At 72.3% G+C, this 18,233-nt stretch carries 13 protein-coding genes; 5 read left to right on the forward strand and 8 right to left on the reverse strand.

Annotated features, from left to right (window positions below):
* The 5 genes from AB0F71_RS15785 to AB0F71_RS15805 all read right to left on the reverse strand — a co-directional run bounded on the left by AB0F71_RS15785 (position 1) and on the right by AB0F71_RS15805 (position 7,443).
* The gene (locus tag AB0F71_RS15785) at positions 1-924 is read right to left on the reverse strand and encodes a DUF4097 family beta strand repeat-containing protein (RefSeq protein ID WP_360233491.1); all 924 of its coding nucleotides are present in this window, start codon (positions 922-924) and stop codon (positions 1-3) included.
* A 206-nt stretch (positions 925-1,130) separates the two neighbouring features.
* Positions 1,131-1,313, reverse strand: a complete 183-nt coding sequence (locus AB0F71_RS15790; RefSeq protein ID WP_350504423.1) for a DUF6104 family protein — start codon at positions 1,311-1,313, stop codon at positions 1,131-1,133.
* Between the two features lie 153 nt (positions 1,314-1,466).
* Positions 1,467-5,207: a multifunctional oxoglutarate decarboxylase/oxoglutarate dehydrogenase thiamine pyrophosphate-binding subunit/dihydrolipoyllysine-residue succinyltransferase subunit gene (locus AB0F71_RS15795; protein ID WP_360233495.1), complete on the reverse strand. Its 3,741-nt coding sequence runs from the start codon at positions 5,205-5,207 to the stop codon at positions 1,467-1,469.
* 287 nt (positions 5,208-5,494) lie between these two features.
* On the reverse strand, positions 5,495-6,625 hold the full coding sequence (locus tag AB0F71_RS15800) for an ATP-binding protein (RefSeq protein ID WP_360233498.1): 1,131 nt from the start codon (positions 6,623-6,625) through the stop codon (positions 5,495-5,497).
* An 80-nt stretch (positions 6,626-6,705) separates the two neighbouring features.
* Positions 6,706-7,443: a response regulator transcription factor gene (locus tag AB0F71_RS15805; protein ID WP_094742879.1), complete on the reverse strand. Its 738-nt coding sequence runs from the start codon at positions 7,441-7,443 to the stop codon at positions 6,706-6,708.
* 564 nt (positions 7,444-8,007) lie between these two features.
* On the opposite strand from AB0F71_RS15805, the gene AB0F71_RS15810 reads away from it, so the two are divergent.
* The 4 genes from AB0F71_RS15810 to AB0F71_RS15825 all read left to right on the forward strand — a co-directional run bounded on the left by AB0F71_RS15810 (position 8,008) and on the right by AB0F71_RS15825 (position 13,273).
* Positions 8,008-8,859: a rhomboid-like protein gene (locus tag AB0F71_RS15810; RefSeq protein ID WP_360233501.1), complete on the forward strand. Its 852-nt coding sequence runs from the start codon at positions 8,008-8,010 to the stop codon at positions 8,857-8,859.
* 166 nt (positions 8,860-9,025) lie between these two features.
* Positions 9,026-11,422: an endopeptidase La gene (gene lon, locus AB0F71_RS15815; RefSeq protein ID WP_360233504.1), complete on the forward strand. Its 2,397-nt coding sequence runs from the start codon at positions 9,026-9,028 to the stop codon at positions 11,420-11,422.
* Positions 11,423-11,496: 74 nt separating this feature from the next.
* Complete coding sequence (locus AB0F71_RS15820) at positions 11,497-12,048, forward strand: GtrA family protein (protein ID WP_360233507.1); 552 nt, start codon at positions 11,497-11,499, stop codon at positions 12,046-12,048.
* A gap of 10 nt (positions 12,049-12,058) precedes the next feature.
* Entirely contained in the window at positions 12,059-13,273 is a 1,215-nt protein-coding gene (locus tag AB0F71_RS15825; protein ID WP_360233510.1) for an ROK family transcriptional regulator, read from the forward strand.
* Between the two features lie 100 nt (positions 13,274-13,373).
* On the opposite strand, the gene AB0F71_RS15830 is transcribed toward AB0F71_RS15825, so the two are convergent.
* Complete coding sequence (locus AB0F71_RS15830) at positions 13,374-14,423, reverse strand: ABC transporter permease (RefSeq protein WP_360233513.1); 1,050 nt, start codon at positions 14,421-14,423, stop codon at positions 13,374-13,376.
* Between the two features lie 352 nt (positions 14,424-14,775).
* On the opposite strand from AB0F71_RS15830, the gene AB0F71_RS15835 reads away from it, so the two are divergent.
* Positions 14,776-16,329, forward strand: coding sequence for an MDR family MFS transporter (locus tag AB0F71_RS15835; RefSeq protein WP_360233516.1), 1,554 nt, complete (start codon positions 14,776-14,778; stop codon positions 16,327-16,329).
* Positions 16,330-16,450: 121 nt separating this feature from the next.
* Here the strand turns inward: AB0F71_RS15835 and AB0F71_RS15840 are convergent, their stop codons facing one another.
* A complete protein-coding gene (locus tag AB0F71_RS15840) occupies positions 16,451-16,699 on the reverse strand; it encodes a hypothetical protein (RefSeq protein ID WP_360233519.1) in 249 nt (82 codons plus the stop codon).
* 25 nt (positions 16,700-16,724) lie between these two features.
* Positions 16,725-17,921, reverse strand: coding sequence for an inorganic phosphate transporter (locus AB0F71_RS15845; protein ID WP_360233522.1), 1,197 nt, complete (start codon positions 17,919-17,921; stop codon positions 16,725-16,727).
* Positions 17,922-18,233 lie beyond the last annotated feature (312 nt).

Genomic DNA, 18,233 nt, shown 5'->3' on the forward strand with positions numbered 1-18,233 from the left:
TCAGGCCTCCTTGCTGAGGTCGGGGCCGGTGGGCCCGTCGGAGGCGGGGCCGGCCGGGAGCTCCCGGACCACCACCGGGGCGTCGTCCTCCGACTCGGGGCGGCGCAGCACGGTGACCGCGCCGGAGACGGTGGTGACGTTGAGGCTGCCGCGGCCCTCGCCGAGCTGGCCGGTGATCTTCTTGGCGCCCCAGGTGCTGCTCATCCTGAGCTCGTCGAAGGTGCTGGAGACGTCGCCGCTGGTGGAGCCGGCCTCGACGGTCGCGTCGGCCAGCGAGGGGATCCGGACCACGACCGGGCCGCTGACCGTGTTGACCTTGACGTCGGTCTCGCCGGCCACGTCGAGGTCCAGGGTGACGGCGCCGGTGACGGTGTTGGCCTGGACCCGGTCGGCGGTGCCGGCGATCACGGTGAGCTGCCCGGAGACGGTGTTGACCTTGAGCCGGCCGCCGACCGCCTGGGCGTCCACGTCGCCGGTGACGGTGCTCGCGTCGATCCGGCCGGTGACCCCGGCCAGGGTGGTGTCGCCGCTGGCGCTCTGCACCGAGACCTGGCCGTCGATGCCGGTCACGGTGGCGTGCGCCGACACGGTGCCGACCTTGACCTCGGTGCCGGCCGGCACGGTCAGGGTGACGCCGACCGAGCGCTTGCGCTTGAAGGAGTCGAAGAAGCTGCGGACCGAGCCGACCGACTTGATCCAGCTGCCGAACTCGCCCCAGCTGTTGATGTCCTTGTAGGTGACGGTCAGGACGCCGTCGACCAGCGTCAGGTGCAGCGGGTCACCGGTGAGGTCGGTGACCTCCAGGCGGGCCGGGCCCTCGGCCGCGACCACGTTCACCGTGCCGTCGATGACGCGCACGTGCAGCGCGCGGACCTCGTCCTCGAACGTGGTCCTGCCCGGCTCCTCGATCGTCCACTGGCTCATCTCTGCCGCCTCCCGTAGCGGATCGCGATGTATCGCGTTCTCTTCCAAAGACGATATATCGCGTGCCGGGAAAAGCAAGCGGTTCCACCCCGGAACCCACCCCGGACGCATCCCGGAGCCGTCCCGGAGCCGTCCCCTACGGGAGACGTGCGAAGGGCCCGGGAGGCGGTCGCCTCCCGGGCCCTGCTACGAGCGGCCGCCGGGGCTCACTCGTCGTCGTCCTCGTCGTCGAGCCGGGCCAGCCAGGTGGCCAGCCGCTCGACCGGGATCTCGAAGTCCGGGTTGAGGTCGACGAACTCGCGCAGGCGCTCGGCGAGCCACTCGAAGGTGACCTCCTCCTCGCCGCGCCGGCTCTCCAGCTCCTCGATGCCTCGGTCGGTGAAGTACACGGTTCGCTCCGGTCGGATGGGGATTGACCCGGTCAGGATAGTCGGGGCCGGCCGACCGGTGCGGCGGCGGTCGGCCGGTACGCCCGCGGCCCCGCCCCCCCTGGTCGGGGGACGGGGCCGCGGGCGTCGGTGGTGCCGTGGAGCCTGCGCGCGTCAGAGCGCGAAGATCTCCTCCAGCAGCGCCTGCTGCTCGGCCGCGTGCCGCTTGGCGGAGCCGACCGCCGGCGACGAGGCCGCGGTGCGGGCCACCCGGCGCAGGCGGGCGTCGCCGCCGCTGCGGCCGATGACGACCTGGAGGTGGTCGACCAGGTTCATCGCGATGAACGGCCAGGCACCCTGGTTGGCCGGCTCCTCCTGCGCCCAGACGAACTGGACGTTGTCGCCGTAGCGGGCCAGCTCCTCCTGGAGCTCGGCCACCGGCAGCGGGTAGAGCCGCTCGACCCGGACGATCGCGGTGTCGGTGACACCGCGCTCGGCGCGGGCGGCCGCCACGTCGTAGTAGAACTTGCCGGCGGTGATGACCACCTTGCGGACCTGCGCCGGGTCGACGGTGGTGTCGCCGATGACCGGGCGGAACGAGCCGGACAGGAACTCCTCGGTCGCACTCGCCGCGGCCTTGAGACGCAGCATCGACTTCGGGGTGAAGACGACCAGCGGCTTGTGGTGCGGGTTGTGCGCCTGCCAGCGCAGCAGGTGGAAGTAGTTCGACGGCAGGGTCGGCATCGCGACCGTCATGTTGTCCTGCGCGCACATCTGCAGGAAACGCTCCGGGCGGGCGGACGAGTGGTCCGGCCCCTGGCCCTCGTAGCCGTGCGGCAGCAGCAGGGTGACGCCGGAGTGCTGGCCCCACTTCTGCTCGGCGGAGGCGATGTACTCGTCCACCATGGTCTGCGCGCCGTTGACGAAGTCGCCGAACTGCGCCTCCCACATGACCAGCGCGTTCGGGCGGGTCAGCGAGTAGCCGTACTCGAAGCCCATGGCCGCGTACTCCGACAGCAGGCTGTCGTAGACGGTGTAGCGGGCCTGGTCCTCGGTGAGGTACTGCAGCGGGGTGTAGTCCTCGCCGGTCTTGCGGTCGATCAGCACGGCGTGCCGCTGGCCGAAGGTGCCGCGGCGGCTGTCCTGGCCGGCCAGGCGGACCGGGTGGCCCTCCATGAGCAGCGAGCCGATGGCGAGGGTCTCGCCCATCGCCCAGTCGATGGTGTTGTCCTCGACCGAGGCGGCGCGGCGCTGCAGCTGCGGCAGCAGGCGCGGGTGGACGGTCAGCCAGTCCGGCAGGTTGACCTGCGAGGCGGCGATCCGCTTGACCATCTCCTGGGAGATGCCGGTCTGGATGTTGACCGGGAAGTCGGCCTGCGGCTTGCCGCCGGCCGTCGGGGCCGGCGCCTGGGCGGCGTCGCGGACCTCGGCGAAGACCTTCTCCAGCTGGCCCTGGAAGTCCTGGAGCGCCTGCTCCGCCTCTTCCATGGTGATGTCGCCGCGACCGATCAGGCCCTCGGTGTACAGCTTGCGCACCGAGCGCTTCTTGTCGATCAGGTCGTACATCAGCGGCTGGGTGAACGACGGGTTGTCGGCCTCGTTGTGACCGCGGCGGCGGTAGCAGATGAGGTCGATCACGACGTCCTTGTGGAACGCCTGGCGGAACTCGAAGGCGAGCCGCGCGACGCGGACCACGGCCTCCGGGTCGTCGCCGTTCACGTGGAAGATCGGGGCCTCGATCATGCGGGCCACGTCGGTGCAGTACATCGAGGAGCGCGAGGACGCCGGGGCGGCGGTGAAGCCGACCTGGTTGTTCACCACGACGTGCACGGTGCCGCCGGTGCGGTAGCCGCGCAGCTGCGACATGTTCAGGGTCTCCGCGACGACGCCCTGGCCGGCGAAGGCCGCGTCGCCGTGGATCTGGATCGGCAGCACCGGGAAGGTGGTGCCGCCCTGGTCCAGGATGTCCTGCTTGGCGCGGGCGATGCCCTCGACGACCGGGTCCACGGCCTCCAGGTGGGAGGGGTTCGCGGCGAGCGAGACCTTGATGGTCTCGCCGTCCAGGCCGGTGAAGGTGCCCTCGGCGCCCAGGTGGTACTTGACGTCGCCGGAGCCGTGCATCGACTTCGGGTCGAGGTTGCCCTCGAACTCGCCGAAGATCTTGCCGTACGGCTTGCCGACGATGTTGGCCAGCACGTTCAGGCGGCCGCGGTGGGCCATGCCGATGACGGCCTCGTCCAGGCGGTGCTCGGCGGCGGAGTCGATGGTCGCGTCCAGCAGCGCGATCAGCGACTCACCGCCCTCCAGCGAGAAGCGCTTCTGGCCGACGTACTTGGTCTGCAGGAAGGTCTCGAAGGCCTCCGCCGAGTTCAGCCGGCGCAGGATCCGCAGCTGCTCCTCGCGCTCCGGCTTCGAGTACGGCTTCTCCAGGCGCTCCTGCAGCCACTTGCGCTGCTTCGGGTCCTGGATGTGCATGTACTCGATGCCGACGGTGCGGCAGTAGGTGTTGCGCAGCAGGCCGAGGATGTCGCGGAGCTTCATCATCTTCTGGCCGCCGAAGCCGCCGACCGCGAACTCGCGCTCCAGGTCCCACAGGGTGAGGCCGTGGGTGGTGACGTCCAGGTCGGGGTGCTTGCGCTGCTTGTACTCCAGCGGGTCGGTGTCGGCCATCAGGTGACCGCGGACCCGGTAGGAGTGGATCAGCTCCATGACGCGCGCGGTCTTGTTGACCTCGTCGTCGTGGGTGGTGGCGACGTCGGTGGCCCAGCGGACCGGCTCGTACGGGATCCGCAGCGACTCGAAGATCTCGTCGTAGAAGCCGTTCTCGCCGAGCAGCAGGCGGTGGATCTCGCGCAGGAACTCGCCGGACGCCGCGCCCTGGATGACGCGGTGGTCGTAGGTCGAGGTCAGCGTCATGATCTTGGAGACGCCCAGGCGGGACAGGGTCTCCGGGGCGGAGCCCTGGAACTCGGCCGGGTACTCCATGGCGCCGACGCCGACGATGGTGCCCTGGTTCTGCATCAGGCGCGGCACGGAGTGCACGGTGCCGATGCCGCCGGGGTTGGTCAGCGAGACCGTGACGCCGGTGAAGTCGTCCATGGTCAGCTTGTTGGCGCGGGCCCGGCGGACGATGTCCTCGTAGGCCTGCCAGAAGCCGAAGAAGTCGAGGGTCTCGGCCTTCTTGATGGCGGCGACGACGAGCTGGCGGTCGCCGTTCGGCTTGACCAGGTCGATCGCCAGGCCGAGGTTGACGTGCTCCGGCTTGACCAGGAAGGCCTTGCCGTCCTCCACCTTGTAGCTGTGGTTCATGCCCGGGGCGGCCTTGATGGCCTGGACCAGGGCGTAACCGATCAGGTGGGTGAAGGAGACCTTGCCACCGCGGGCGCGCTGCAGGTGGTTGTTGATGACGATGCGGTTGTCGATCAACAGCTTCGCCGGGACGGCGCGGACCGAGGTGGCGGTCGGCACCTCCAGCGAGGCGTCCATGTTGGTGGCGACGGCCTTGGCCGGGCCGCGCAGCTGGACCAGCTCGGGGCCGGCCGCGGCGGGGGCGGCGGGCGCGGCCGGGGCGGCGGCCTTGGGGGCCGGGGGCGCGGCGGGCGCGGCGGCGAGCGGGGCGGCGGCGGCCGGGGCCGGAGCGGCCGGGGCGGCGGCGGGTGCGGCCGGCGCAGCAGCTGCGGCGGGCGCGGGGGCAGCGGCAGGGGTCGGCGTGGGGCCGGCCTGGGTCGCGGCCTGGGTCACTGGGGTCACCTCGGTACCGGGCTTGTAGTCGGCGAAAAAGTCCCACCAGGCTCGGTCTACCGAGTTCGGGTCCTGGAGGTACTGCTGGTAGATCTCATCGACGAGCCACTCATTGGGGCCGAAGCCAGTGGAGCTTGCCGAGCTGTTGGGGGTTTCAGGGGACTGTGGCGACACGGCGGCAACCGCCCTCTTCCGCTTCCTTTTGGGATGTTTGGACAGCGGGGATTAAGGCTACGCCCCTGACCAGTGATCGCGCAGTCCCCGGGCCCCAGGCGTCGCCCAGATCACAGTCCTGACCTGCAGATTGGCTGAAAAAGCACGTTAGAAAGCCGTATCTGAGGGGAAACGATCGCGCCCGATCACCCCCTAAATCGGGGCGAAAGCGGACAAACACCCGGGTTCATCCGTCGACGATCTTCGTATGCGTCTGTGTCGGATCTGTGACAAATGTCCCGGCCGGCTCAGGACTGCCCGGGCAGCCGGACCTCGATCCGGCAGCCGCGCGGCGACTCGGCGACGGCGATCCGTCCGCCGTGCAGGTCCACCGCCCAGCGGGCGATCGCCAGGCCCAGCCCGGTGCCGCCGTCCGAGCCCGGCCCGGAGGCCGTCGCGGTGCCGCTGCGGCTGAACCGCTCGAAGACCCGGCCGCGGTCCGCCGGCGGGATGCCGGGGCCCTCGTCCTGGACCTCCAGCAGCAGGCCGCCGTCCTCGCCGTCGGGCCGGGCGCGCACCGTCACGGTGCCGCCGGGCGGGGAGTGCTTGCAGGCGTTGTCGACCAGGTTGGCGACCACCTGGTGGAGGCGTTCCGGGTCCGCCACGGCGGTCAGGCCGGCCGGGCTGACCTCCAGGGCGAGCCGGACGTCGCCGCGCCGGGAGAAGGCCCCGCCGGCCGTCGCGCCGTCCACGGTGACCCCGCGCAGCACGCCGTCCAGGAACTCGCGCACCTCGAAGGGGCGGGCGTCCAGGTCGACCACGCCGTCGTCGATCTTGGAGAGGTCCAGCAGGTGGGTGACCAGGCGGCCGAGCCGCTCGGTCTGCTCCAGCGCGGCCCCCAGCGTCGCCGGGTTGGGCTGGACGACGCCGTCCACCACGTTCTCCAGCACGGCGCGCAGTGCCGCGATCGGCGTGCGCAGCTCGTGCGAGACGTTGGCGACCAGCTCCCGGCGGTGCCGGTCGGCGGCCTGGAGGTCGGCGGCCATGCCGTTGAAGGCGGCCGCCAGTTCGCCGATCTCGTCGCGCGAGTTCACCTCGACCCGGCGGCTGTAGTCGCCGGAGGCCATCGCGCGGGCGGCGTCCGTCATCTCGCGCAGCGGGGCGGTCAGCCCGTGTGCGAGGAACTGCATGAACAGCAGCGAGGCGATCATGGAGAAGACCATGATGATCCGGATCTGGGTCTCGGACCGGATCGCCACGACCACCATCCCGGTGGCCAGGAACACGGAGACGATCACCAGCAGGGCGAGCTTGCCCTTGATCGAGCGGACCGGGTCGAGCGGACGGATGTCGGCCCAGACCCGGCTGGCCGCCCGGGCGGCCAGGGTCTGCGGGCGAGCGCCGTCGGCGTCCCCGTTGCGTTGCTGTGGAAAGGTCATTGGTCCCCTGTGATCCCCGCGTGTTGTCACGGCGGTGCCGGGACACGGGCCCCCCGGTGGCCCGTCGCCCGAAGCCCCCGTCAGGAGAGCGGGGCCTCCAGCGCGTATCCGACGCCGTGGACGGTGCGGATCCAGCTGGCGCCGATCTTGCGGCGCAGCGCCTTCACGTGGCTGTCCACGGTGCGGGTGCCGGACGCGTCGGTCCAGTCCCACACCTCGGCCAGCAGCTGCTCGCGGGTGAGCACCGCGCGCGGCTGGGCGGCCAGGCAGGCCAGCAGGTCGAACTCGGTCGGCGTCAGGTGGACGTCGCCCGAGGCGAGCCGGACCCGGCGCTGCACGTGGTCGATCTCCAGCTCGCCGAAGCGCAGGCTGCCGAGCGCGGGCGTGCGGGCCGCCTGCTGGGCACGCTCGACGCGGCGCAGCAGCACGTTGACCCGGGCGGCCAGTTCGCGCATGGAGAACGGCTTGGTCATGTAGTCGTCGGCACCGACGCCGAGGCCGACCAGCAGGTCCGTCTCGTCGTCGCGGGCGGTCAGCATCAGTACCGGCACCGGGCGCTGGGCCTGGATCCGGCGGCACACCTCCAGCCCGTCGAAGCCGGGCAGCATGATGTCCAGGACCACCAGGTCCGGCTGCCAGGTGTGGAAGCCGTCCACCGCGCCGGGGCCGTCGTGGGCCACGGCGACCTTGAACCCCTCGGCGCCCAGTCGCGCCGCGATCGACTCGGCGATCGTGGGTTCGTCCTCCACCACCAGCACTCTGCGCTGGCTGCTCACAGTGCCGCCGGTGTTGGGGTTGTCCTGCTGAATTTCTGTCACGGTCACGCCACCGCCCCCAGGGCTGCGGGCCGGCCACCTGTGGGGATGGCGGGGCTCCGCTCGTAGTCTTGTTCCGTCGTGGACTGTGCCGGGTCCGCCGTCCCGTTCGTGCACCGGGGAGTGGCGGACGGATGGTCTTCCGTCCACTCCTCCCACGCACTTCGCAGCGTACGGACAGCGGATGCCTCCCGGCAGGCGGACCGGACGTTTCCGGCCCGCTGGGCCGGCTGTCCGGCCACCCTCGGGCCCACCGCACGAGTGGGCACGGGCCGATACCTTACCCGGCGAATTTTCACTGCGTAACGGTACGTATGCAGTTCAGTTGACGCCAAGTCGCCGGTCAGAGGCCCTACTGACGCGTTAATAGGAAGTAGGTCTGGACCAATGCCGGGAATCCGGCCGGTCCCGCCGTCGACGGTCTTCACGGGCTTTTCTCAGGTGCCTCTCAGAACCTCGACGTAGCGTGGCCGCGACAACGCCCCGCAGGGCGGAATCCGGCCTCCGCGCCGGGGCGTCGGGTGCCTCCGGGCGCCGTGCGGCTGCGGGTGTGGGAGCGGAGGCGTCATGGCTGGACTGCGGTGGGGTGCCGGCGGGCGCGCGCCTTCGGGGGCGCCGTACGGAATGCTTCCGGGCCGGCTGCGCGGCGGTGCCGTCGAATGGCTGCTGGAACGCGTGCCGACACCGCGGCGTACTCCGTTCACGATCGGATATCTCGCGGTCGTCGGAGCCACCTCGACCTTCGCCGGGATCGCCGATCCGGAACTCGTCCGGCGTTTGCAGGAAGCTTCCAGCTCTGACGGCCACAACCTGCTCGAGCACCCGCTGCGCGCCCTGCTGCTCAGCGGCTTCTGGGTGGCCGGGGGATCGTGGCTGCCCTACCTGTGGGGGTTCGCCCTCACCCTGGCCCCGTTGGAGCGGCGGGTCGGGCCGGCCCGGACGGCGGCGGTGCTCGCCGCCGGGCACGTCGCGGCCACCCTGCTCTCCCAGGGTGTGGTGATCACCGCGGTGGAGACCGGACGGCTGGCCCCGGCGGCGATGGACCAGCTGGACATCGGCGTCAGCTACGGCGTGCTCGCCTGCCTGGGCGCGGCGGCCGGGGCGCTGCCGCCGCGCGCGCGTGCGGTGGCGCTGGCCGGCGTCGGGCTGATGCTCGTCCAGCAGATCGCCACCCAGAAGGACCTGGTCACGGCGGTGGGGCACCCGGCCGCGCTGCTCACCGGGATGGCGCTGGGGCGCCGGCTGGACCGGATCGAGCGGCGCCCGCCCGGGCCGCGGTCGCGTCCGGCGCGGCTGCGGGCGGTCGGCTCCGCCGCTTCCCCGTCCGCCTCCTCGGCGCTCTCCTCGGGGCTCTCCTCGGTCGTCTCCCTCGCCGCCGCGGCGGTGCGGGCCGGGCGGCGGCCGTCCACCGCGCGCTGACGCCGGGGCCCTCTTGGGCCGTTCTTTCCGCTTCCTTTTGACGGCGCCTCCTCCCGGCCGTTCCGGTGACGTCGCCGTTCGCTCACGGCGAACAAGATGCGGGGAACAACTGGCGCTCGTGAATCCTTAGTCAGGTCGACTCAAGTTCACTGACCGGGGAGAGATCATGGCATCGACGTCCACACCGCTCACCCTGCCCGTGCTGCCCCTCGACGACGAGGTGGTGCTCCCGGGCATGGTCGTCCCGCTGGACCTCAAGGACACCGAGGTGCGTGCCGCGGTCGAGGCCGCCCGTGCCGCGGCCGCCGGCTCCGGCAAGCCCCAGGTCCTGCTGGTCCCGCGGGTGGACGGCTCGTACGCGGCGGCCGGCACGCTGGCCACCGTGGAGCAGGTCGGCCGGCTGGCCGACGGCGACCCGGCGGCGCTGGTGCGCGCCGTGCGCCGGGTCCGGATCGGGGTCGGCACCACCGGCCCCGGCGCCGCCCTCTGGGTGGAGACCACACCGTTCCAGGAGTCCTCGGTCGGCATGCCGGTGGCCGGGCGGGCCGCCGAGCTGGTCAAGGAGTACAAGGCGCTGTCCACCCAGTGGCTGCGCAAGCGCGGCGCCTGGCAGATCGTCGACCGGGTGGCGCAGATCGAGGGCGTCGGCGAGCTCGCCGACAACATCGGCTACGCGCCCTTCGCCACCGCCGAGCAGAAGCTCAAGGTGCTGCTGGAGGCCGACCAGGTCGCCCGCCTGGAGTACGCGCTCACCCTGCTGCGCGACCACCTCGCCGAGGAGGAGGTCAACGACACCATCCGCAAGGACGTCGAGGAGGGCGTGGCCAAGCAGCAGAAGGAGTTCCTGCTCCGCCGCCAGCTGGAGGCCGTCCGCAAGGAGCTGGCCGAGCTGAACGGCGACCCGGCCGACGAGGAGGGCGACTACCGCGCCCGGGTCGAGGCCGCCGACCTGCCCGAGAAGGTCCGCGAGGCCGCGCTCAAGGAGGTCGACAAGCTGGAGCGCTCCTCCGACCAGTCGCCCGAGGGCTCCTGGATCCGCACCTGGCTGGACACCGTCCTGGAGCTGCCCTGGAACGAGCGCAGCGAGGACGCGTACGACATCGCCGGCGCCCGCGCCGTGCTGGACGCCGACCACGCCGGCCTGGCCGACGTGAAGGACCGCATCGTCGAGTACCTCGCGGTGCGCAAGCGCCGGGCCGACCAGGGGCTCGGGCTGGTCGGCGGGCGCCGGGGCGGCGCGGTGCTGGCCCTGGTCGGGCCGCCCGGCGTCGGCAAGACCTCGCTCGGCGAGAGCGTGGCCCGCGCCATGGGCCGCAGCTTCGTCCGGGTCGCGCTCGGCGGCGTCCGGGACGAGGCCGAGATCCGCGGCCACCGGCGCACCTACGTCGGCGCGCAGCCCGGCCGGCTGGTGCGGGCGATCAAGGAGGCCGGTTCGATGAACCCGGTCGTCCTGCTCGACGAGATCGACAAGGTCGGCTCCGACTACCGGGGAGACCCGGCCGCCGCCCTGCTGGAGGTGCTGGACCCGGCGCAGAACCACACCTTCCGGGACCACTACCTGGAGGTCGAGCTCGACCTCTCCGACGTGGTCTTCCTCGCCACCGCCAACGTGCTGGAGGCCATCCCCGAGCCGCTGCTCGACCGGATGGAGCTGGTCCGGCTGGACGGCTACACCGAGGACGAGAAGGTCGTCATCGCCCGCGACCACCTGCTCCCGCGCCAGCTGGAGAAGGCCGGCCTCGGCGGCGAGCAGGTCGGCGTGGACGAGGAGGCGCTGCGCCGGCTCGCCGGGGAGTACACCCGGGAGGCGGGCGTGCGGAACCTGGAGCGCTCGATCGCCCGGGTGCTGCGCAAGATCGCCGCCCAGGCCGAGCTCGGCGAGCGCGAGCTGCCCGCCGCGGTCGGCGCGGCGGACCTGCCCGCCCTGATCGGCCGCCCGCACCACGTGCCGGAGTCCGCCCAGGAGCCGGCCGAGCGGCGCACCGCCGTCCCCGGGGTGGCCACCGGCCTCGCCGTCACCGGCGCCGGCGGCGACGTCCTCTACATCGAGGCCTCGCTGGCCGACGCCGAGACCGGCGGCACCGGGCTGACCCTGACCGGGCAGCTGGGTGACGTGATGAAGGAGTCCGCGCACATCGCGCTCTCCTACCTCCGCTCGCGCGGCGCCGAGCTGGAACTGCCGGTCACCTCGCTGCGCGACCGCGGCGTGCACCTGCACATCCCGGCCGGGGCCGTCCCCAAGGACGGGCCGAGCGCCGGCATCACCATGACCACGGCGCTCGCCTCGCTGCTCTCCGGCCGCAGGGTGCGCACCGACGTGGCGATGACGGGCGAGGTGTCGCTGACCGGGCGGGTGCTGCCGATCGGCGGGGTGAAGCAGAAGCTGCTCGCCGCCGACCGGGCCGGCGTCACCACGGTGATCATCCCCAAGCGCAACGAGGCCGACCTGGACGACGTCCCGGCCGAGGTGCTGGAGCGGCTCACCGTCCACCCGGTGGCCGACGTACGGGAGGTGCTGGAGCTGGCCCTGGAGCCGGCCGGAGTGCTGGTCGCCGCGGCCTGACGCGGTCGGCGCGGGCGGCCCGGGCCGGTCCGGCGGATCCGCCGGACCGGCCCGCCGCGTGCCACACTGCGGAGATGCCGTCCCCCACGCAGCGCGTCCTGGCCCGGGTGCCGGCGAGGCTGCGGCCGTTCCTGGTGCGGCACCGCCGGCTGGTGAAGTTCCTGACGGTCGGCAGCGGCTGCTTCGTCCTCACCACGGTGATCGACGTCGAGCTCAAGTTCACCGTCCTGGAGCACCAGCCGGTGGTCGCCCTGACGGTGGCGACGGTGATCGCCACCGTCGTCTCCTACGTGCTCAACCGCCGCTGGGCCTTCCGGACGGACGGGCGCCGGCCGGAGGCCCTGCTGTTCTTCCTGGTCAGCGTGGTGGCGATCGGCGTCAACGACATCCCGCTTGCGCTCTCCCGGTACGCCCTCGACCTGCGCGAGCCGTACGTCGACCCGTTCCAGCAGGAGGTCGCCGACTTCCTCAGCGGGATGGTGGTCGGCACCTTCGTCGCCATGCTGTTCCGCTTCTGGGCGATGCGGCGCTGGGTCTTCACCAGCCCCGCCGCCCGGACGCACGCGGAGCCGGAACCCGGTTACGCTGCACCCGAGATGCCACGGGATGTACCGGAAAGACCGTGAGGTGAGGGTTATGCGCGGGGAGCCGGACGGCGTCCGGACCGGGCCCGCCAGCCAGCAGGGGATGCGCCGGGCCAACCTGGCCCTGGTGCTCGGCCTGATCGCGCGCGGCCCCCGCTCGCGCGCCGAGGTGGCCGCCGGAACCGGCCTGACCAGGGCCGCGGTCTCCTCGCTCGCCGAACAGCTGATCTCGGCCGGCCTGGTCGTCGAGGAGGGCCCGGCCGCCCCCAGCGGCAAGGTCGGCCGCCCCGGCACCGCGCTCGGCCTCAACCCGCTCGGGCCCGGCGGCCTCGGCGCCGAGATCGGGGTCCGCCACCTCGGCGTCTGCGTGGTCGACCTGCGCGGCGAGGTCCGGGCCTGGCGGCGCGAGGAGAGCGCCAACCACGGCCGGGAACCCGCCGCCGTGATGGCCGACCTGGCCCGGCTGGTGCGCTCGGCCGTCGCCGAGTCCGGCCTGCGCCCGGCCGGGCTGACCCTGGCCGTGCCCGGGCTGGTCGGCAGCGGCGGGGTGCTCCAGCGGGCCGCCAACCTCGGCTGGCAGGACGTCCCGCTGGCCGCCGAGCTGCGCCCGGCGCTGCGCGTGGTCGGCGACGGCCTGGCCGAACTGCCGGTCGACGCGGACAACGAGGCCAACCTCGGCGGCCTGGCCGAACGCTGGCTGGGCGAGGGCCCGGAGGACTTCCTGTACGTCTCCGCCGAGGCCGGCGTCGGCGCCGCCGTGGTGGTCGGCGGCCGGCTGCTGCGCGGGTCGCGCGGCTACGCGGGCGAGCTGGGCCACATGCCTGTCCACCCCGAGGGGCGGCGCTGCGCCTGCGGCTCGCACGGCTGCCTGGAGCAGTACGCGGGAGAGGCGGCGGTGCTGCGGGCGGCGGGGCTGGCCGGGGTGCCCGGCGACTGGGTGGCGCTGCTCGCCGAACGCGCCGGCGCCGGGGACGAGCCGGTCCGGACGGCGCTGGCCGGGGCGGGGGCCGCACTCGGCATCGCCGCCGCCGGGGCGGTCAACCTGCTGGACCCGGCCGAGGTGGTGCTGGGCGGCGGCTACGCCCGGCTGGCGCCCTGGCTGGTGCCGGCGATGCGGCACGAGCTGGCGGCCCGGGTGACGGTCCGGCCCTGGGCGGAGGACCGGCTCACGGTCTCCCGGCTCGGCCGGCGCGGGCCGCTGCTGGGGGCGGCGGTGGGCGTGGTGCGCGCGATCGTCGCCGACCCGGGGCCGCTCGCGGGCGGCTGAGCCGACCGGCCCCTGACAGGAGCGGGCCCCCGGAACAGCAACGGGCCCCCGACCACTGCGGTCGGGGGCCCGTCCGGTGCCGTGGGCGGTGCGCCGGGGCTCAGGCCGCGGCGGGGGCCTCGGCGTCGAGCTCGCGCCCGGCCTCGCGCGGGGTGCGCAGGACGGCCAGGAAGGCGACGGCGACGCCGACCAGCGCCCAGACCACCAGGACCAGGATCGGCATGCCCAGGTTGGTGGAGCCGAAGTAGGCGATCGACTTGGTGGCGCTGGTGCCGGCGCCGTTCGGGATCAGCGAGCCGATCGCCCGCCAGAACGGAGGCATCATCGGGGCCGGGTAGACGCCGCCGGCGCTCGGGTTGCCGAGCACCACGAAGACCAGCACCGCGAGGCCGATGCCGATGATGCCGAACAGGCACTGCAGGGCCATGGTGAAGGCGCCGACGGTGAACACCACCAGGGCGCCGAGGGCGGTCAGCGACAGGATCGAGCCGGGCATCGCGTCCAGCACCGGCCCGGCGATGATCGTGCCGCCGAGCCCGGCGCCGACCGAGTACAGCGCGAGGACGCCGAGGCGGATCAGCAGGCGGTGGACGTTGGCCGGCTTGGAGCCGGCGCTGATGCCGAGGATGGAGGCGACCAGGTAGCCGCCGACGCACCAGCCGATGACCAGGTAGAAGCCGGTGAGGCCGTTGGTGTCGCCCTTGGCCAGCGGCACGACGTCCTCGACCTTGACGGTGCGGCCCTGGGACTTGTCCAGCGCGGTGGTGATGCTCTCGGCGGCCTTGGCGGCCGAGGTGCCGCGGGCGCCGGCGGTCAGCAGGGTGTCCTGGGTGCCGTTCGGGTCCACGACCAGCGCGGCGTAGATCTTCTGGTCCTTGATCTGCTGGGTGGCCGTCTCGGTGTCCGGCGCGGTGACCGGCTTGACCGCCTCGTCCGGCACCGACTCCAGGGCCTGGACCAGCTTGGGCGTGACCTGCGGCGGGGCGACCACCGCGATCGACAGCTTGTGCGGCGTCGGGTGGTGCAGCGCCCCGACGTACGAGGTGATGAACCCGAGCTGCAGCAGCAGCACGCCGATCACCAGCAGTGCCGCACGCGGTGTGACCGCGCCCTTCAGTTCGGCGACGAATCCCTGCCCCGGGGCGGTCATCCACATCTCCTTGCGTATCGGCGGAAAACGGATACTTAATACCATGAACTAACTTGCTCTTCCTACCTCCCGCGCCGGTTCTCGGCCACTGCCGCTGGGCGGCGCCGGCGCCGCGGCGGACGAGGAGTGCCTGGTGGTGACGGGGCGTCGGGTCGGGGCGAGGGCCCGGCGGGCCGCGCCGAAGTGGCGGAACTCTCACGCCGGGCGGGGCTTTACTTGGGCTTGAAGAAGGTTGCCTTACTCAACTATCAGTCGTATGGTTGCTTAAGGCAACGAATTTTCCTGCCCGTGTACCCCGCACGCCGCGCCCTGCGCCCCGCCCCGTAGCCGTCCGCCTCGCCGAAGGACCCAGATGACCGTGACCACCCAGGCCTCGACCGGCGCCGCAGCCGCCGTCGACGACCGTCCGATGACCCACCGGCAGGTGATGGAGGCACTGTCCGGCCTGCTGCTCGGCCTGTTCGTGGCCGTGCTCTCGTCGACCGTCGTCTCCAACGCCCTGCCGCACATCCTCACCGACCTGCACGGCGGCCAGTCCGCCTACACCTGGGTGATCACCGCGGCCCTGCTCACGCTGACCGCCTCCACCCCGATCTGGGGCAAGCTCTCCGACCTGGCCAGCAAGAAGCTGCTGCTCCAGATAGCCCTGCTGATCTACATCGCCACCTCCGCGCTGGCCGGCCTCTCGCAGAACACCGGCGAGCTGATCGCCTGCCGCGCCCTCCAGGGCATCGGCGCCGGCGGCGTCGTCGCGCTCGGCCAGATCTGCCTGGCCGCGATGGTCCCGCCGCGCGAGCGCGGCCGGTACAGCGGCTACTTCGGCGCGGTGTTCGCCCTCGCCACCATCGGCGGCCCGCTGATCGGCGGCGTCATCGTCGACACCTCCTGGCTCGGCTGGCGCTGGTGCTTCTACGTCGGCATCCCGTTCGCGCTGGCCGCGATCCTGGTGGTGCAGCGCACCCTCAAGCTGCCGGTGGTCAAGCGCCCGGCGAAGATCGACTACCTGGGCGCGCTGGTCATCACCGGCGCCGTCAGCCTGCTGATGATCTGGATCACGCTGGCCGGCACCGACTACCCGTGGCTGTCCTGGCAGACCGCGGCCATGGTCGGCGGTGGCGTGCTGCTGGCCGCGCTGGCCGTGGTGGTCGAGCGCCGCGCCGCCGAGCCGATCATCCCGCCGTCGCTGTTCAAGTACCGCACCGTCACCCTGGCCGCGATCGCCAGCGTGCTGGTCGGCGTCGGGATGTACGGCGCGACCACCTTCCTCAGCCAGTACTTCCAGCTGGCCCGGGACAAGTCCCCGACGACGGCCGGCCTGATGACGCTGCCGATGATCATCGGCCTGGCGGTCTCCTCCGCGGTGGCCGGCCGGCTGATCACCAAGTACGGCAGGTGGAAGGCCTACCTGGTCGCCGGCACCGCGCTGCTCGCGATCGGCTTCGGCCTGCTCGGCACCGCCCGGGTCGACACCAACTACGGGCTGCTCTCGCTCTACATGGCGCTCACCGGCATCGGCCTCGGCCTGACCAGCCAGAACCTGGTGCTCGCGGTGCAGAACACGGTGCCCCGGCACGAGCTCGGCGCGGCCAGCTCCGTCGTCACCTTCTTCCGCACGATGGGCGGCGCGATGGGCGTCTCCGCGCTGGGCGCGCTGATGTCCAACAAGGTCGGCCACTACCTGGCCGAGAACCTCGCCGCGGCGCACATCCCGGCCGGGGCCGCGGCCTCCGGCGGCGGCATCCCGGACCTGGCGAAGCTGCCGGCCCCGATCCTGCCGCTGGTCACCGACGCGTTCGGCCACGGCGTCGGCACGGTCTTCCTGTGGGCCGCGCCCTTCGCGGCGCTGTCCTTCATCACCGTGCTGTTCATCCGGGAGACCGCGCTGCGGACCACCCAGGAGAGCTGACCGGGGCGGGGAAGCGCGCAGGCACGAACGCCGACGGGCCGGGGAGAGTTCGACTCTCCCCGGCCCGTCGGCGTCGCTCGGTGCCGTGGTGCCTTACGGCGCGGCACCGAGCCGCGATGCCTTACGGCGCGGCGATCAGCACCAGGCCGTAGACCACGGCGCAGGCGCAGAGCGCGAAACAGGCGTACGCGCCGGCCAGCAGGGCGGGCTTGCCGCCGCCGGCCGCCTGACCGCCCGCCTCGCGGGAGCTCAGCGCGGCCTCCCGGCGGGACAGCGCCAGGATGCCGAGGGCGAAGACGGCGACCACGGCGACGGTGACGCCGAAGCTGATGCCGGCGGTCTGGGCCAGGGCGTTCCACTTGATGTGCATGGGAGTGCTCCTCGGTCTGCGGCGCTCAGGCCGCGACCGTGGTCGAGGCGGGGGTGGGGGCGGCGGTGGCCGGGGTGGCGGCGACCTCGACGGGGGTGACCTCGACCGGGGTGACCTCGGGGACGTCGTTGACGTTGTCCGCGCCGACCGGCTGGCGGCGGGAGATGACCCACATGGTGGCCGAACCGGCCACCAGCACGGCGCCGACCAGGGCGACGCCCCAGGCGCCCTGGCGGGCCAGTACGGCCGCTCCGCCGGCGACCAGGCCGGCGGCCGGCAGGGTCAGGCCCCAGGTGTAGACCATGCGGCGGACCAGGCTCCAGCGCAGCTCCGGCTTCGGGCCGCCGAGGCCGGCGCCCATGATGCCGCCGGTGCAGACCTGGGTGGTGGAGAGGCCGAAGCCCATGTGCGAGGAGGTCAGGATGACGGTGGAGACGGCCGACTCGGAGGCGAAGCCCTGCAGCGGCTTGATGTCCGCCAGGCCCTTGCCCATCGAGCGGATGATCCGCCAGCCGCCCATGTAGGTGCCGAGCGCGATCGCGGCGCCCGCCGAGACGATCACCCAGGTGGGGGGCAGCGCGCCGTGCGGCAGGGCGCCGACCGAGACCAGGGTCAGGGTGATGATGCCCATCGTCTTCTGGGCGTCGTTGGTGCCGTGCGCCAGCGAGATCAGCGAGGAGGAGAAGATCTGGCCGGTCTTGAAGCCCTTGTCGGTGGCGGCGCCGTTGCCCCTGCGGGTGATCGCGTAGGCCAGCTTGGTGGCGCCCCAGGAGGCGAGGCCGGCGACCAGGGGGGAGGCGACCGCCGGGATGATGATCTTGGTGATCACGGTGTCGAAGTTGACGCCGTTCATGCCGACGCCGACGATCGTGGCGCCGATCAGGCCGCCGTACAGGGCGTGCGAGGAACTGGACGGCAGACCGCGCAGCCAGGTCAGCAGGTTCCAGAGGATCGCGCCGGCCAGGGCGGCGAAGATCACCTCGGGGTGGATGCCGGCCTTCTCGTTGACGATGCCACCGGAGATGGTGGTGGCGACCTTCACCGACAGGAACGCGCCTGCGAAGTTGAGCAGGGCCGCGATGGTGACCGCGACCTTCGGACGGAGGGCCCCGGTCGCGATCGCGGTGGCGGACGCGTTGGCGGTGTCGTGGAACCCGTTGGTGAAGTCGAAGGCGAGCGCCGTGATGATCACAACGGCTACCAGGAACGAGATGTGTTCCATACCCAAACAATCGTCGTAGTTGTCGCACGGACGTTGATGACCTCGCGACCGTAGGTCTGTTGGGTAAACGGAAGGTGAACTGAGCCGGGAATCGTGGTTCCGCCGGTGACCCACCGGTGTCCGGGAGCTTTCGGAGGGGTGTCCTGGGCCGCGCTGAGCTGGGCATTGGCGGAGAACGTCCTGTTTCGCCCCCGTTTGCTGAGACCTGTCTCACAGCTGCCGCGCGGATCAACGGGTCGGCAGATCAACAGTTCAATCGAGAATTAACCTCCCGGTCCGCGTGCGCTCTGTTTCCGACGAGTAACCCGTGGG

Origin of the sequence: Kitasatospora sp. NPDC028055, from assembly GCF_040637885.1 — a bacterium.
In the GTDB taxonomy this organism is placed as follows: domain Bacteria; phylum Actinomycetota; class Actinomycetes; order Streptomycetales; family Streptomycetaceae; genus Kitasatospora.

What these genes read in the sequence shown, in the direction of transcription:
- AB0F71_RS15825 (WP_360233510.1), top strand. Translation starts at nt 12,059, where the DNA reads ATGCGCGGGGAGCCGGACGGCGTCCGGACCGGGCCCGCCAGCCAGCAG.
- AB0F71_RS15835 (WP_360233516.1), top strand. Translation starts at nt 14,776, where the DNA reads ATGACCGTGACCACCCAGGCCTCGACCGGCGCCGCAGCCGCCGTCGAC.
- AB0F71_RS15845 (WP_360233522.1), bottom strand. Translation starts at nt 17,921, where the DNA reads ATGGAACACATCTCGTTCCTGGTAGCCGTTGTGATCATCACGGCGCTC.
- lon (WP_360233504.1), top strand. Translation starts at nt 9,026, where the DNA reads ATGGCATCGACGTCCACACCGCTCACCCTGCCCGTGCTGCCCCTCGAC.
- AB0F71_RS15785 (WP_360233491.1), bottom strand. Translation starts at nt 924, where the DNA reads ATGAGCCAGTGGACGATCGAGGAGCCGGGCAGGACCACGTTCGAGGAC.
- AB0F71_RS15830 (WP_360233513.1), bottom strand. Translation starts at nt 14,423, where the DNA reads ATGACCGCCCCGGGGCAGGGATTCGTCGCCGAACTGAAGGGCGCGGTC.
- AB0F71_RS15800 (WP_360233498.1), bottom strand. Translation starts at nt 6,625, where the DNA reads ATGACCTTTCCACAGCAACGCAACGGGGACGCCGACGGCGCTCGCCCG.
- AB0F71_RS15840 (WP_360233519.1), bottom strand. Translation starts at nt 16,699, where the DNA reads ATGCACATCAAGTGGAACGCCCTGGCCCAGACCGCCGGCATCAGCTTC.
- AB0F71_RS15820 (WP_360233507.1), top strand. Translation starts at nt 11,497, where the DNA reads ATGCCGTCCCCCACGCAGCGCGTCCTGGCCCGGGTGCCGGCGAGGCTG.
- AB0F71_RS15810 (WP_360233501.1), top strand. Translation starts at nt 8,008, where the DNA reads ATGGCTGGACTGCGGTGGGGTGCCGGCGGGCGCGCGCCTTCGGGGGCG.